A 15,845-nucleotide genomic window follows, 5' to 3' on the forward strand; every position below is an offset into this window, starting at 1 on the left:
CCAGACTAAAGTCCGTCACAGTTTGATCATCTGTATTATCCAGATAAGAACTCAAATCAACGGTACCCCCATCTTCCAGAGTCAGTACATTCCCAGACAAGCTCAGGACCTGGTCATCCGTTCCCGAATTGTTCAGTGCGGAAAGATCTACCATCTTAGTATTCCCACCTTCAAGGGATAGCGTTAAAATATTGGTTGCAGCATCCAGGCTAAAGTCGGTTACCGTTTGATCATCCGTTCCCTGATTATTCAGCGTGGAAAGATCTACAGTTTGCGTATTCCCATCTTCAAGGGATAGCGTTAAAATATTGGTTGCAGCATTCAGGCTAAAGTCGGTTACCGTTTGATCATCACTATTGTCAAGATAGGCACTCAAGTCTACGGTTCCTCCATCTTCCAGAGTCAATACATTCCCAGACAGACTCAGGGCCTGATCATCAGTATTATTCAAGAACCTACTCAAGTCAACATAATTTGAACGAGAGAGATATAAAATATTCTCATCACTCAAATCCAAACTTTGTAATTCATCATAAAGATGATCATCTCCACTTGATTTAGAACCAACTATTGGCACCCAGGCACTACCATTAAAATAATAGAACCCATTCTCCAAATCCTTTTGAAAAACCAACAATCCTTTAACAGGATCTACTATACTGTTCCTTTCATCAAAAGTAAGCCTAGGAATAAGCACCCCTTTCGCATTAGATTGTATCTCAAGAGCTGCACTATGATGAGGTGTAAATTGCTCTTTCCCAATCCCAACACTTTGCGCATAGATAAAAAACCACGAACAAACAAGAAATAAACTAAGGATAAGTTTTTTCATAATAAATCATTTATATTAAACATCAAACTTTTGTTTCCTGCCACCCATCATTTTTTCAGGTCTTAACTAATAGGTTGCCACAATAATTTACATGTCGATTAAAAACATCACCCACTACAACACACTGTATTAACAATAAAGAAAAGATACACGACCTCGATCCTAAGAATTCACACCTCACTCATCTCAACACAGTACATTACAGAAAGTTAGACCACAAACATAAATCATCAATCGGGCTAAACTCTACTCCACAACGTCATCCGCTTCCCCTTGAGCGTCATTTCATACATATCCACATATGTCCATATTTAAAGCAGAAGGAGTAAAATACCTGCAACATAACAATCCCAGATACATTAGATGCCCTTTGGTGTCAAGTCTAACCTCAACTCCAAAGGGCATCTTACAAACTAAATCCTTGAACCATTGTCTTTATTGCTACTGGAAGCTCATCCATTTGAAAATAAAAGACTATTAATGGAAAGAATCCCTAATCAAAACTCAAAGGTTGCCTTACAAACTAAATCAAGCTGATTCCTGAAAACAAAAGCAACAGAGATCTCAGAACGATGATTACTTTGCGTGGGGTCGAAAGTTCGAATCTTCTCGCCCCGACTAGTAATAAAAAAGGGTTTCTTACACAGAAACCCTTTTCTTTTGCACAATTATTTTCTACAATCTTTCTTCCAAAAGCTTTTCTATTTCCAAAGGATGTAAATCAAAACCAATAATGATTCCATTCGCATCTATTAATAAGTTCTTCCCAACAGAGCCAAACTGTCCTCCCATGATTTGATCTCCGGTATCAAAAACATTCATCCAATGGAATTCATGTTTCTTCACCACCTTTAACCAATCCGCTTTTGCTTCCTCCATGGTTTTTATGTAGCCACGAACAGTATAATCCCAGCTCACTGCCAATATCTCAAATCCTTTGGCTTGGTATTTCTCATAAGCTCTTTTGATCTGCTTCAGTTTCTTAATACAGGGACCACACTTTGATGCCCATGAGTCGACCCAAAGAATTTTTCCTCTCAAATCAGCTGTATTAATCTCTACTCCATTTTCATCCATAAGCTTAAAGTCTTTCAATTGACTACCTATAGCTGTATGTTGGATACTCTCCAGCCATTTCTCATAAAGATCACGACGAGCATTATTCAAATTTTCCTCTTGTAAGAGCTTCTTTAAATCTTTGGGGCGAATGTGCTCCATCAACTCTAAAAACAAAGCCTCATCTTTATTCTTTATGGCTTGTTGTTTGATCTCATCTATCAAATGATGCTTTTGAGAATATAGTTTTAGAATTTTACTTTTAAGCTTTTTATCCTTCTCTTGCTCTTTGTAATATTTCGATTCCAATTCCTTTATTTGATTTAGAATCTCCATTTTTTGATTCTTGAAATGCTCTAAGCTTTTTGAAGCTTCAGCAGATAGCTTCACATCATCTTTTGCCTTCCATATTTGCATGAACAAATCTTCGGATTGTGCGAAAGAAGACAGGCTGCTCAGTAGCATGCACAGCAGAACTACATTTTGAACGATACCTCTCATATTCTTATAATTTTAAGTTTTCTTTGATGGTTTCTTCCAATGCTTCTCCACGTTCAATGGCTAGAATATCTCCTTTAGGACCAATCAACAATACGTATGGAATACCTCTTACAAAATAAGATGCTGCCACATCGCCATTTTTATCATGCAATTGCAGATAAGGCATGTTTAATTTTTTCATTGCCTTTTTCCACGCATTAGGATCCTGATCTGTTGAAATCGCTAACATTTCCAATCCTTTTGCATGATATTTTCCATACAGCTCCTTCATGAATGGCATTTCCTTTTTGCATGGTCCACACCATGATGCCCAAAAGTCAATCACCAAATACTTTCCTTTAAAATCAGATAAGCTGTGCTCATTCCCTGTAGCATCTTTCAATGTAAATGCAGGAGCTTTATCGCCTACTGATAGCGATTTAGGAGCTGTCTGCTTTTTCATATAATCCAATACAGCAACAATTCTTTCATAAGCAGCTGTTTCTTTCACTGCAGGTTGAAACAACGCCCCAAGTGAATCCAGTTTTTCAACACCTACTTGTCCACCCCAATTGGCCAAAATCACAGCCATTTCTTCGCTATCCTTAAATTTCCCTGTCTTCTGAATTACTTCTTTGCGAACGGCATCCAACAAAGCATTTCCTTTGTTTGCATAAGCAATTTGCTCTTTTTCGCTTCTTCGTTCACCATCACTCTCTTTCAAACTTTGCTTGTTAAACTTGTCAAATTCAACAACGGCAGGTAAGTTTGCTTGCTTGAACTGCTCAACTTTATTCATGTGTTCATTCTCTACATTCGAGAAAAGCAATGAATCGTAATGTGCCTTAATGCTTGTGCTTTTATCCATATAGAAATCTATGGCACAAGCTTCTTTCACCGGATACATGTAGGGATTTGAATACTTCGACGGAAAGTGCAATACATAGGAAGCATGCATCTTGTCCAAAGGCAATTCACCTTCCATCTTGAACTCTGGTGTTCTTGAATAAATGGTTTTAATGGGTTCGCTCGTTGTACGATCCAATAATATTACCGGTCCACGCAAATTGGTAATGTCCATTGAAATCGAATACTTAAAAGTATCTGTTTTTACTTCTTCTTTATGCTCTTTACAGGATGTCATAAATATGCCTGACAATGCTGCAATCACTAGTAAGTTCTTCATCGTATCTTATTTTTTATAAATCACACCTTCCTTAATTACAGTGTGGATGTCTTTTGTATTGGAGATATTTTCTAATGGATTGGAATTTAACAACAATAAATCTGCAATTTTGCCTTTTTCGATTGTCCCAATCTCGTTTTGCTTTTTAAAAGTTTCAGCAGCAATTACGGTTGCCGATCGCAATGCCTCATATGGCGTAAAATCACAATGCTTCACAAATGTTTCCAATTCATCGTGAATATAAGGTAAGGGCTGATCACCCAGATAATCGGTTCCAGCAGCTACTTTCACTCCCATTTTGTGGGCTTTCTTTGTAAAGATTGCTGCTTCTTTTAAGCCATTTACGGTTCCGTGATAACAGGTTGCATCCAGAATGACATTCTTCTCCTTCATTTTCTCGAACAGCCTATCCAGTTCAGGAAAATCAAACTTGAATTTGCCATAGTACTTCCCATAATTATCGAACATACTCATTGACAAATCAGGACACTGCTCCCACTTCAGCATTTCGGCATGCGACATCACTTCCATTCCTGCATTTACCGCATCCATAGGTTTAGCCGACATCACTGTAGCATGTCCCCAAACTCCCATTCCTTGCTTCTTTGCTTCCTGGGCTAATTCTCTTAATAAATCAGGATTAATGGCTGCATATAATTTTACACCACTAGCACCAGCATTCTTTGCTTTTGCCATGGCTTCCTGAACATTTGTTGTTTCATCAACAGCCTGCGTACAAGCATCAAAATCCTTGTCTTTTCTTTGCTCGTAATAAGATGGTCCGGCGAAGAAAGCCGAGTAGTAAATCTTAGGAGCTTCTATTTCAAATTTAGCGCTCTTTGCTTTTAATTTCTTTAGCATGTATCCTTTGCCCCCAACATCTCTTACACTTGTAATTCCTCCTCGCAACATCTTCTTCAAAAGATCTTCTGAATACATTCTAAGTGCCTCTTCACTTTCATGCTTTCCAGTGGTAACATGAACATGAGCATCAATCAGACCAGGCATTAAGTACTTGCCTTCTGCCTCAATAACTTCTGCACTTTTAGGAATTTTAATTCCCTCCTTGTAGCTGATTTTATGAATTTTTCCATTAACAATTAAAACACTTCCTTTTTGTGCTGGTTGATTCGACAGCATATCAATAATGAATGCATTTTTTACACAGACTGCCCGTTTTTCTTCTTTCTCTGCCTTTACATTTAGGCACAGCAAAGCCATTAGAGCCAAAATTATACTTCTGGTCATGATGAATTATTGTTTATTTTATGAGGAAATAATGGAGAGAATAATTCTCTCCATTCTAAACACTAGTTATTCAAGTTTTTTTCTTTCTCTTTCATTTTCCAATAGTAATATTCCACCGAATCAGCTGAAACTTTTCTAGAATTTTTATTTTTTCTTACTATTGAAATATAAAAATTACCTTCACGCACCCACTTGGTCATACTATCAATTTTAGCACGATCAGTTGTTAGAGTTCTAAGAATTGCATGATGATCTTTGTACGAATGTTCTTTAGTAAATTCCCTGGATTTATTTGTTTTACTCTCTTGACATGACAAAAGAGTAAAACAATATATTATAACTATGAATGTTAGTTTATTCATAACTAGTACCCAGGATTCTGCTGAATTCCCGAACGGTCAATTTCCAATTTAGGAATTGGCAAGGCAAAGCGAGGACTGTCTGCAGTTAAACCTGAACCATCAGGTCTTGTGAATCCCATTTGCAGACGCTTTAAATCTGTAAAACGGAATCCTTCAAAAGCCAACTCTCTGCGGCGCTCATTCATTACTTCAGTTAGCAAATCACCTGAGTAATCGCCAATGCCACGTGCATTTCTTAAGGCATTCAAATAAGTTTCAGCTTCTGATAAACCTTCACGTGCAGCCGATTCTGCAATAATCAAATACAATTCAGGAACACGAACCAATTTGATATCTATGGCACCTGCATTATAGTTATCGTAATCCGCTGTTCTCATTCCAACATGCTTTTCAGGATAGTAATTTCCCGATCCCATTGGATCTGATTCAAAATAAACATCGAAACGAATGTCATTCGTCTGATCGTACAGATTTAGTAAGTCATTCGACACATAATATGGGAAACTTGAATACAAAGGAATTGCAAACATGGCTGCATTGGAACCATTATCCTTTTCATCGAATCTGATTCTGAAAATAATCTCATTGGAATCATCTTGTCTCCATTGATTTTCTAAAGCTGAAGCATCTGTATCTAAATCATATCTTGTATCCTTTAGCGCTTCTTTTGCAAACTTCATGGCATTTTCATAATTGCCTGTTTCGTGATACACACGAGCCAACAAAGCCTGAATGGCAGTTTTCGAAATTCGGTAAGAATTTACATCATTGGTTGCCATTTTTTCTGCAGCATTTAAATCATCCAATACATATTGAATCACCTCCTGAACCGTATTTCGTGGCTTTTTCACCAACAACTCATCAGTTTCCAAACGATAAGGTACTGCTAATGCATCAGTATTTACAGCATAAGCGGGAGCAAAAAATCGATACAAATCGTAATGTATTAATGCTCTCTGTGCCAAAGCTTCGGCAACAAACTGATCCTTATTTCTCAAAGAACTATTCTGACCATACTTGATAATTGAATTGGCATTGTTAATTGCCTCGTAAGCAAATTTCCAAAATCCCTCCAACTGAAACGATTGATAATCGTAATTCAAAGAATGAATATCAGCGTGAGTATTTTCAAATGTAAAGCCATAGGGACTTCCCGCAATGATGTCATCATTAATATTTTCCGGAATGGTATAAATACAGAAATTGTATCCCAAAAAATCTCCTTTCATGGCAGCATATACACCATCCAAAGCAGTTCTGAAACCTGCTTCTGTTTCGAATAATGTTTCCGGTGCTACCTCATCTAAAGGTTGTTTCTCAATGAACTCATCCTCACAGGCCGCGAATCCCACAAGCAAGAGTAATAAGTATGTATATTTTATAATATTTTTCATCTCCTTCTTATTTAAAAATTAGCACTTATCCCAAAAGAATATCCTCTTAACACTGTAGATGATAATCCTACACCACCCATTGTAGCATATTCAGGATCAATATAATCTACATCGGTAATGGTAAATAAGTTTTGAGCCTGTACATAAAAACGTAGCTTGTCAATTCCCACTTTACTTGACAGACTATTATCCAGTGTATAACCAATGGTCAGGTTCTTTAGCTTCACATAGTCTGCATCCTGTAAAAATTGAGTAGAGTTTTGATAATCTGAATCAACTCGGCGTGTTAAAGGTTGCCAGTAATTCAATGCACGAACTGCCAATTGAGATTGATCTCCTGCTTGTTTCCAAGCATTGTTTACATCTTTGTGCTGATTCATCCATACATCATTTCTTAATTGATGATTGGCGCTATTCACCACATAATGGCCTCCTGCAAAAGAAATTAAAACAGAAGCATCGAAATTTTTGTAACGGAAAGTATTGGTAAAACCTCCAAAATACTTAGGGTTACCTGTTTTGTTGGTAACACGTCTTGAAGCTGTAATATCAGACTCGTTAGGAGTTCTAACGTTGGTTTGATACTCTATCAATAAATCATCAGCTCCTGTAGCATCTGGATTTACATACATGTTGTAACCAGTTTCAGGATTCACTCCTGCCCACTCTGCAAGATATAAAGATGCGATTGGGTTGCCTTTTTTATAGGCCACTGTACCTAATTCAATAATTCTATCATCTTCAATCAACTCTCTAATCTCACTCTTGTTGTACGAAAAGTTGAAATTGGTAGACCACATAAAATTCTTAGTAGAGAAATTGGTACTACGAATCGAAATTTCGTATCCCTTATTTCTAAAGTCACCAATATTAGAGGTCAAATTCTGGAATCCCGATTGCAATGGAATCTGAACATCATTGATCAAATCGTAGGTATCACGAATGTAGAAATCTAAAGTTACATACAACTTGTTTCTCCAAAGGCCTACATCTAAACCAATATTTCTGTTCTTGTTCTTTTCCCAGGTAAGTTCAGGATTATCGCCTCGATTCAAAGTCGCAACATCACTACCATCGTAAGACTCTCTAAAATCATATAAAGAAACCGAAGCAAAATCACCAATACGGTCGTTTCCTGAAGTACCAATACTTCCTCTTAGTTTTAAGGTACTCAATGCACTTTTCTCCTTGTCAATATTCTTATGAATGTTCCATGAACCACCAAGAGCCCAGAAGTTTCCCCATTTGTGCTTGTCACCAAATCGAGATGAACCATCTCTACGTATGGATGCCGTAAAGTTGTAGGTATTTGCATAAGAATAGTTCAATCTGGTAAAATAACTTACCCCACCCGATTCTGATTTACTCTCCTTCTGAGTATCAATATTTTTTGCTGAGTTGATAATTTGAACGGCATCGGAAAGAAATTCCTTGGCATGTCCATAATAGCTATAGATTTCATTCTCGATAAACTCTGTTCCCATAACCACATTTACCGAATGCTGATCGAATTCCTTATCGATGCTAGCGGTTAAGGTTCCAGTAACATTATTGTTATCACCATTTGTAACGGTTAACTGTCCACCTTCAATAATAATTTTTTCGTAGTTATGTCCCTTAGAATGATTGTAGTTTCCTCCAATATTACCATTCAAAGTCAACCAGTCAAGAGGTTTGTAAGTTAATCTTGCATTTCCCGTTACATTTCTACGTATCGATTTTATATCTGTATTATCACGTATAAACAATGGGTTATAAGCCACCCCATAAGAATTTGTAGCATAACTAAGGTTTCGCAAAGGATCTCCATTTTCATCGTAAACCTCTTCCCATGGATTCAACAGGAAGGCATTGGATACTGGACTACCCGTAACTCTTCTATCTTTATTGTTTACATTACCATAAGTACCAGAAAGACCAAGTGTTAAATTCTTAGCAATCTCAAAATCGAATTTTAAACTTGCTGTATATCTTTCGTAATTGCTCCCATAAATATTATCAACCTTATTGTATGATAATGAAGTGTAATAATTCATTTTCTCATTACCTCCTGCAATAGAAAGATCATATTTTTGGTTCATCTCATTGTCAAGCATTAGGTTTGACCAATCAACATCGTTACCTGAAGCACGACGTTCTGCCAACAAAGCCTGTGCAGCAGCATCGTCTGTAGGGTATAATCCCAAAGACTCCTCATAAGACAATTTCTCAGAAGCATTCATGATATCATCTCGAAATGATTTATCTGGTCTTTTGGTACCAAAACTGGCATTAAATGATACCTGTGGTTTTGAATTTTTCTTTCCTCGTTTGGTATTGATAATGATTACACCATTTGATCCTCGAGAACCATAAATTGCTGTTGAAGCAGCATCTTTTAAAACACTAATTTCTTCTATGTCGCTAGAATTGATTGCAGACGAATTAAAACCATTTGGCATTTGTACACCATCAACAACTACCAAAGGAGAAACTTCCCCCGAAATGGAACCAATCCCTCTTAAAATAATATCAGGTGAAGAATCCGGATTCGAAAATGACTCCTCAACATACATCCCTGGTACAATACCAATTAATGCATCGGCATAGGAAACATTTTGTGTGTTTTTTAAAATTACAGGATCAACTTTGGTAGTAGCACCAGTTGATCTTTCCCTTGTAATGGTACCATAACCAATCACAACTACCTCTTCCAATCCTTCAGTATCCTGAAAAAGTTCAACATTAAGAACCAGCTGGCCTGTATAGTTTCTTTCCTGTGGCAACATCCCAACAAAAGAGAAAATCAACACTGCATTTTCATCTTCCACTTCCAAAGTATAATTACCATCAATATCGGTAGCAACACCTGTGCTGCTTCCTTTGATCACAACTGAAACCCCTGGCAAAGGAATCCCATCTTTATCGGTAACTTTACCTTTCAGTTCTTTCTTTTCCTGTTCTTCCTTGATAACAGGCACAGGATCTTTTTTGGTAATGATTACAAAATCCTCAACAATTTCGTAGTTTACCGGTGCTTGCTTGCAAATTTCATTCAACACCTCTTCCAGGCTGGCATCTTGCATATCCAACTGAACTTCGATCTCATCATCTATTTCATTTACATTGTACATGAAATAAGTGCCAGTTTGATTATTCAGATCTTCCAATACATCAACCAATGATGTTTTGGCCTGAACACTAACTTGTTGTCCGAGTAGTACAGATGCAGAAAGTTGCAAGCTGCCAACAAGAATTAAAATAAAACTTAGCTTCATAACAAGCAGGGTTTTTCTAATGGAAGGTGACATACACCTCCACATAAGGTTTTTTTTCATAACTTTATGGTCTAGATTAATACTACCATTGACACAATTCTCAATGGTTTGTTATTTGTTAAAACAGGGAATGTGGCCGCATTTCCTGTTTTTTTTATGTGCTTTTGGGTGGCCGCCACAAAAGCACAATATCTTTATTCAGGTTTCCCTACAATTATTTTATCATCTTTAATGGCAAACTGTACATCTGCCATTTTTTCTATCAATTCAAGTGTAAAGTTCAAGCTTTTATTTTTCTTGGCTGCACCAGTAAATCTATATTCACGATACTTGTGATTGGTAAAGAAAAATTCAACATTGTACCATCGGCTTAACTGATGGCAAATTTCTTCCAATGATTGATCTTTATAACGGAACACTCCATCTTTCCAGGAGGTATACAAAGTTGTATTTACCTTTTCTACCTTAAATCGATTGTCTCCTTTTTTTACCGTAGCCTGAAATCCTGGCTTCAACAACTCCTTATTGCCCAAACAGCTTAATTCAACACTACCCTCAACCAAAGTAGTTGAGATGTGTTCCTCATCATCGTAGGCTGAAACATTAAAGCTGGTTCCCAGCACCTTTATTTCAGTATCGTGAGACTCAATTACAAATGGTTTGCTCGGATTGTGCGTAACCTCAAAATAAGCTTCTCCAGTCAATTCCACTTTCCTTTTGTTTCCCACAAACTGCACCGGATACCTAAGACTCGATTCCGAGTTCAGCCACACCTTTGTTCCATCGGCTAATACCAGTGAATATTCTCCTCCTCTTGGAATATCAATCTGATTGTAAAGCACTCTATCCTTGGAGGAAGAAGCATTATCGTATATCAATTCACTGTCGGCATTTTTTTGAATTAATGTTCCATCCGCTTCAGTAATCAACTCCTTGTCGTTTTCCTCAAGGTTTACTTTTTGTCCATTTTCAAGCGTAAGCACCGCTTTTTTTGAACCAATGCTCGACACCTCAGCAAAATTGTAATCCTCTCCAAAATCATAATCAGTTCTTACCTGCTCAATCATGAAATAACTTACCGCAAATAAAACTACAACTGCAGCAGCATAAGGCAACCAGGTATGTAATCTTCTTACTTTCGATTTCTTTTCAGGCTTCGACAGAGATTTGCTAATGTTCAACCAGGCATCTTCTTTTTGAATTTTATCCAGATTACTCAAAGCTCCACTCTCTTTAAAAAGAGCCAAATATTTGGCAAACTCATCAGCATTGGCCTCATCTTCTTTCAGCCACTCCTGAAGCTTCTGAAACCCCTCCTCAGAAATTCTTCCTTGTTGATACTCTTGAATTAGATCTATTATATGTTCTTGCGAAATGTTCATTTTCCCCATTGTTTATAGATATAAGTGTGTTTTTTGAAAACGGGTGACAAGTTTTTTCTACTTTTTTTAAAATATCTTTTAAGGTAAAGAACAATTGACAATTAGTAATGAATAATGAGTAATTAAATAATAAAAGCATTCAGCAAACAGCTTTCAGCTCCAAGCTAAACAGGAGTAAAAAAAAGTATACAGCAAATATTTTGAAATTTGAATAATAACACGGTGCGCAACTTTTTTCTGTCTTCCTGAACGTAGTTTTCGAAGTGAAGGATCTGTTCAATTGGATCGAGATCCCTCCCCTAACGGGATCGGAATGACTGCAAAATGGAAATGAGTAATGAGTAATGAGTAATGAGTAATGAGTAATGAGTAATGAGTAATGAGTAATGAGTATGCAAAGTTCGGAACTCATACATACTTTGGCAACTTTATACTTTATACTTTATACTTTATACTTTATACTTTATACTTTATACTTGCAGCTACCCGCTGATAACTGATAACTGATAACTGATAACTGTTTACGGTAGTAGAATCATCACCAATATATCCAAATTACTGCGCAATTGTTTTAATGCACGCTTGTAATGGGTTTTTACGGTATTGATGGAAATGTCCATATCCTCAGCAACCTCGGCATATTTCATTTTGTCGAAAGCAATTGCTTCAAATACGGCTTTACATTGGGCAGGCAATTCAGCGATTTCCTTGTAGAGATTTTCTGTGCGTTCTTCGAGTTGTTCTGATTCGTAATTGTCCTCAATAATATCGTAAGCCTTGTTTTCTACTTCTTCAAAACGAAAGCGACTGTCTTTTTTGATTTGATTAATGGAGTTGTTGCGAACAATGCTAAACAGGTAAGATTTTATGGAGCCGGTAAATTCAATCATCCTCTCTTTTTCCCACAAATTGATGAAAGCTTCCTGTACAATGTCTTCTGCTTTCTCGTAGGAATCGAAATATTTATAGGCAAATACACAGAGTGGCGTATAGTACAAATCGAACAACATGCGAAGACCAGATTGATCTCCATTCTTGAATTTTTGAATGATATCTTGTTCGTGTTGCTCCATATTTACTGCGGTAAAAGTAAAAAAGCTTGTGGAAAATACAAAAGGTCATTAAATGCAAGCTATGTCAAAACATGCCAATTGAATGAGAATATCGAAATTTCTTTTCACTCCTGAAAAGAAATCAAAGGAAATATTTACAGAGTTAAACTTTTCAAAATTTGGCATTTCATTTTAAGCTTGCGCAATAAATTGCATAACGTTCCGCAACATTTTGCGGAATGTACAATTAAAACGCTGATAAGGGAGGCAAGGTTAATGCATAAAGTGAAACTCAATCTTGCAAAGCTTACCAATCCTTTTAATGGTCGTTTTAAAAGAAATTCTTCAAAACCGAAATTCCAAATAAATGATCCTATAATTCAAAACGTTACCTATTCGAAATCTAAACTTGAGAAAGAATGCTAGAGCAGAAAAATCACCTTATAATTTGATGTCAGTCAATTCCATTCTACGACCAAAAACACCAATTTTCACATACTTGACTGAAGCTTACAACTTATCTTATATCAAAATACTAACTATAAATAGACTTTTTCTAAAGACCTCTTATACAATAAAAAAACTGCGTCCCCAAATAAATGGGAACGCAGCTTAAATTAACCACTAAAAAATATCTCTAACTAGATATTGGTTTTCCAACAACAAAAAATTATCTGCTTATTTATCCTTTACCAAACGAACGTACATTCTGTATGTACTTGATTTAGTATTACCACGATTTACACCGGTTTTTGTTCCTGAAAAAGCTCTATTCCAATATTTTTTTCCGAACATATTTTGCATTGATGAGTTAGTCCAGAAGTAAGTATAAGCACCTTCACCTTTATCTTCCAATACTTTATTATATCCACCTGGTTTGATATTTAATTTGAACTCATCAGTTGGAGCTGGCTCATTTGTCCAACCTGCATCTGTTGATAAGAATTTATGCAAGGTATTTCCTCTATACCCTGTAAATTCAGCATCACTTTCTAACATTCCGCTCAATTTTTCAAGCTCTTGCCATTCTTCATCTGTAGCAACATGCCACCCCTCTGGTGCAATATCATCCAAGATAGCCGCTGAATACATCACACCATACTTTGCATAGTTTTCATGAGCTTTAGCTTCCTCTATTGTTGGCATTACAAAATCAGACTGTCCAATAGCACCTACAATTGGTTTTCCATATACTGAGCATTTTTTCTCATCAGCATCAGGATCTGTAAAAAATGGAAGATATGCAAAGTTTTCTGCCAACCAGGTAGTACCATTAATTTCAACAGTCTTGTATTCATGATTATCTCTGGAATCTACAAATGTACCTTCACGAACATAAATTTCACCATCAATCATTTGTGTTGTGTACTCAACGATATCACTATCTATTTTTCCACCAAACTCGTCTTTACTTACAACCTTAATTTTATAATCTGTATAACCTTCAAGTGCAGTGATTCTATATTCAGTTCCAACAATATCAGCTTTTACCAAATCAGCATCAGCAAATTCATCATTCTTAGTGACATATAAGTCATAAACAACAGCATCACCATCAGCATCTTCACTTGTCGACCATTTAACAATCATTGTTAAATCATCGGATACAAGCTCTTCAACTTGTCCTGTAATTTCAGGTTTTGCAGGCACAGCATTTACAGTTGTGAATTTATTTACATCACCTTCTGCAACACCACCTTCTGTATCATAAGCAACAACTTTCCAAAAGTACTGAGTATGACCTTTTAAATTAGCCTTATATGAATTTGTTTTTTGAGCTTTAGATTTTATATCTGCATCAGTTAAAGTCTCTGATTCTCCGATATAAACATCATAAGTTACCTCATCACCATCTGGATCTTCACTTTTATTCCAGGTTAAAGTTACATCAGTAGCTACACCTTCGGCATTTACGAAATTTGTTTCAATACCAGGTGTTGTTGGCATTTCGTTTTTATCATCATCAGAACATGATACCATGCTTACCATTCCTAGTGATACAAGTGCTACTTTTAATAAATTTTTCATAAAAATTAACATTAAAGGGTTAAAACAAGGTATAAGCTCCTACTTCAGAGGAAATCATTATACCTTGAAGACAATTATTTTTAAATAAAATTCTTTTCTTTTTTCTATTTTGGGATTAATAATTACAACACTAATAAAGTCTTGTAATAAAAAAGTCATCAGGATTATCCAGGGAAATAAAATCCCAATCAATTTGATTTGCTTCTATTATCAGTCGTATAAACCAACCGCCATCATTACACAAATAGTCAACAAATTCATTGAACTCAGAATTATTTTTAATGGAGTTTCCTACTGAAGGATCTTCATCATCTTTTGTGCAAAATTCGCCAACAACTCTTTTCATTTTAAGCCTATCTCCCGATATCTTGGTAAATTCAAGGGGTACAAAATAGAAATAGAATTGATTGTGCTCTTCGAATGAAAATAGTAAGCCTTCTCCCATATGTTTACCAAAATCGTAATCCTGAAGGTTTGATTGATCCAGAATCGGATTTCCCTCCTCATCAAATTTTGGAATTCGCTGTTTGTAATCGGTTACTACTACAACGCTTTTAATTACAGGATTTGCTTTTTTCATACTTATGTATTTGTCCCACACTAATCCATTACTTCTTTTTAGCTTAAGACTGTAATGGTTCATGAATTCGTCAAATACACCTGGGATAGAAAACACGGGTAACTTTGAACTATATATATAACCCTGTAGGTCAGAATTTACCAACTCATATCTTTTCTTATCAACATTATAAGAAAAATCTTGAATTTTTGAATCATCTATCTGAATCGGGCTACTTAACCCCATGCCATCATGATGGAAGTATAGCATTTTTCTACCACTATAATATTCTCCTTTATAATTATAGTTATAGTCTCCTGCTGCTGCTAATGAACTCAAATCCAATCCTATTAAAACAGGATTTTCCTCACTCGCTCCTAAACCCGATGTAATTGCCAAGTTCATATAGCGAGCTGTCTTTTGTTGACCTAGACGTTTGATATTTTCGTCCACTTCATCGAAACTTGAAATGTCTCTTTCTGCCTTTTTTAGTATTAAAGTGCCCTCATAAACTTTTCCTTTTAGAATAATTTCCGTTTGATCTTCAGAAACTGAGACAAAGTTAAACTCTATATCGCCACCGAATCCATCTGGCGCATCTCCTGAAGGATAGCTTAAGGCTGTTAGGTTCTCATTAAAGGTGTTGAAAATTAATTCCAAATCAGCTTCAGCTTTTATTGTATATTCACTTTTGACAGGATCATCGATGAACTTAGAGGTCAAACTCACGGTATTATCTTCACCAAAAACCGCTACATTATAACCAACATATTCTATCTTGGAATCAATATAGTAAGTCATTTTCCAGCCAAACTCAGAGCCGACTAAGATTTCTTTATATTCCTTGATTGTAGAACGAATTCTTTCATCAGGTAATTGGTCGAATTTGTTCTCAAAATCATCATTATCACATGCTGTAAATCCAGCTGTAATAAGAACAAACAGTATGATATATTTAATTTTAATCATTTCTTCTTTTTTTATTCCACATTTCAATTGACAGGCTTAT

The 15,845-nt window shown here is 36.1% G+C and carries 10 protein-coding genes; all 10 read right to left on the reverse strand.

The window, feature by feature from the left end; genetic code table 11:
- The coding region (locus DF185_RS09995; protein ID WP_207784622.1) for a phage tail-like protein at positions 1-832 on the reverse strand (832 nt) is incomplete at its 3' end.
- A 675-nt stretch (positions 833-1,507) separates the two neighbouring features.
- A complete protein-coding gene (locus tag DF185_RS10000) occupies positions 1,508-2,389 on the reverse strand; it encodes a TlpA family protein disulfide reductase (RefSeq protein ID WP_110360616.1) in 882 nt (293 codons plus the stop codon).
- Between the two features lie 4 nt (positions 2,390-2,393).
- On the reverse strand, positions 2,394-3,554 hold the full coding sequence (locus DF185_RS10005) for a TlpA family protein disulfide reductase (protein ID WP_110360617.1): 1,161 nt from the start codon (positions 3,552-3,554) through the stop codon (positions 2,394-2,396).
- Positions 3,555-3,560: 6 nt separating this feature from the next.
- Complete coding sequence (locus DF185_RS10010) at positions 3,561-4,802, reverse strand: amidohydrolase family protein (protein ID WP_110360618.1); 1,242 nt, start codon at positions 4,800-4,802, stop codon at positions 3,561-3,563.
- Between the two features lie 364 nt (positions 4,803-5,166).
- Entirely contained in the window at positions 5,167-6,558 is a 1,392-nt protein-coding gene (locus DF185_RS10020) for a RagB/SusD family nutrient uptake outer membrane protein (protein ID WP_110360620.1), read from the reverse strand.
- A gap of 11 nt (positions 6,559-6,569) precedes the next feature.
- Entirely contained in the window at positions 6,570-9,815 is a 3,246-nt protein-coding gene (locus tag DF185_RS10025; protein ID WP_165835997.1) for a SusC/RagA family TonB-linked outer membrane protein, read from the reverse strand.
- 194 nt (positions 9,816-10,009) lie between these two features.
- A complete protein-coding gene (locus tag DF185_RS10030) occupies positions 10,010-11,197 on the reverse strand; it encodes a FecR family protein (RefSeq protein ID WP_165835998.1) in 1,188 nt (395 codons plus the stop codon).
- Positions 11,198-11,718: 521 nt separating this feature from the next.
- Complete coding sequence (locus tag DF185_RS10035; protein WP_110360623.1) at positions 11,719-12,270, reverse strand: RNA polymerase sigma factor; 552 nt, start codon at positions 12,268-12,270, stop codon at positions 11,719-11,721.
- 657 nt (positions 12,271-12,927) lie between these two features.
- Complete coding sequence (locus DF185_RS10040; protein WP_165835999.1) at positions 12,928-14,277, reverse strand: FISUMP domain-containing protein; 1,350 nt, start codon at positions 14,275-14,277, stop codon at positions 12,928-12,930.
- Positions 14,278-14,407: 130 nt separating this feature from the next.
- Positions 14,408-15,805: a DUF4302 domain-containing protein gene (locus DF185_RS10045; protein ID WP_110360625.1), complete on the reverse strand. Its 1,398-nt coding sequence runs from the start codon at positions 15,803-15,805 to the stop codon at positions 14,408-14,410.
- Positions 15,806-15,845: the final 40 nt, after the last annotated feature.

It is taken from the genome of Marinifilum breve (assembly GCF_003202155.1).
Classification (GTDB): Bacteria; Bacteroidota; Bacteroidia; order Bacteroidales; family Marinifilaceae; genus Marinifilum; species Marinifilum breve.

Bases quoted from the DNA above. Each gene is read 5' to 3' on its own strand.
- DF185_RS10030 (WP_165835998.1), bottom strand. From the start codon at position 11,197: ATGAACATTTCGCAAGAACATATAATAGATCTAATTCAAGAGTATCAA.
- DF185_RS10035 (WP_110360623.1), bottom strand. From the start codon at position 12,270: ATGGAGCAACACGAACAAGATATCATTCAAAAATTCAAGAATGGAGAT.
- DF185_RS10045 (WP_110360625.1), bottom strand. From the start codon at position 15,805: ATGATTAAAATTAAATATATCATACTGTTTGTTCTTATTACAGCTGGA.
- DF185_RS10025 (WP_165835997.1), bottom strand. From the start codon at position 9,815: ATGAAGCTAAGTTTTATTTTAATTCTTGTTGGCAGCTTGCAACTTTCT.
- DF185_RS10005 (WP_110360617.1), bottom strand. From the start codon at position 3,554: ATGAAGAACTTACTAGTGATTGCAGCATTGTCAGGCATATTTATGACA.
- DF185_RS10010 (WP_110360618.1), bottom strand. From the start codon at position 4,802: ATGACCAGAAGTATAATTTTGGCTCTAATGGCTTTGCTGTGCCTAAAT.
- DF185_RS10020 (WP_110360620.1), bottom strand. From the start codon at position 6,558: ATGAAAAATATTATAAAATATACATACTTATTACTCTTGCTTGTGGGA.
- DF185_RS10000 (WP_110360616.1), bottom strand. From the start codon at position 2,389: ATGAGAGGTATCGTTCAAAATGTAGTTCTGCTGTGCATGCTACTGAGC.
- DF185_RS10040 (WP_165835999.1), bottom strand. From the start codon at position 14,277: ATGAAAAATTTATTAAAAGTAGCACTTGTATCACTAGGAATGGTAAGC.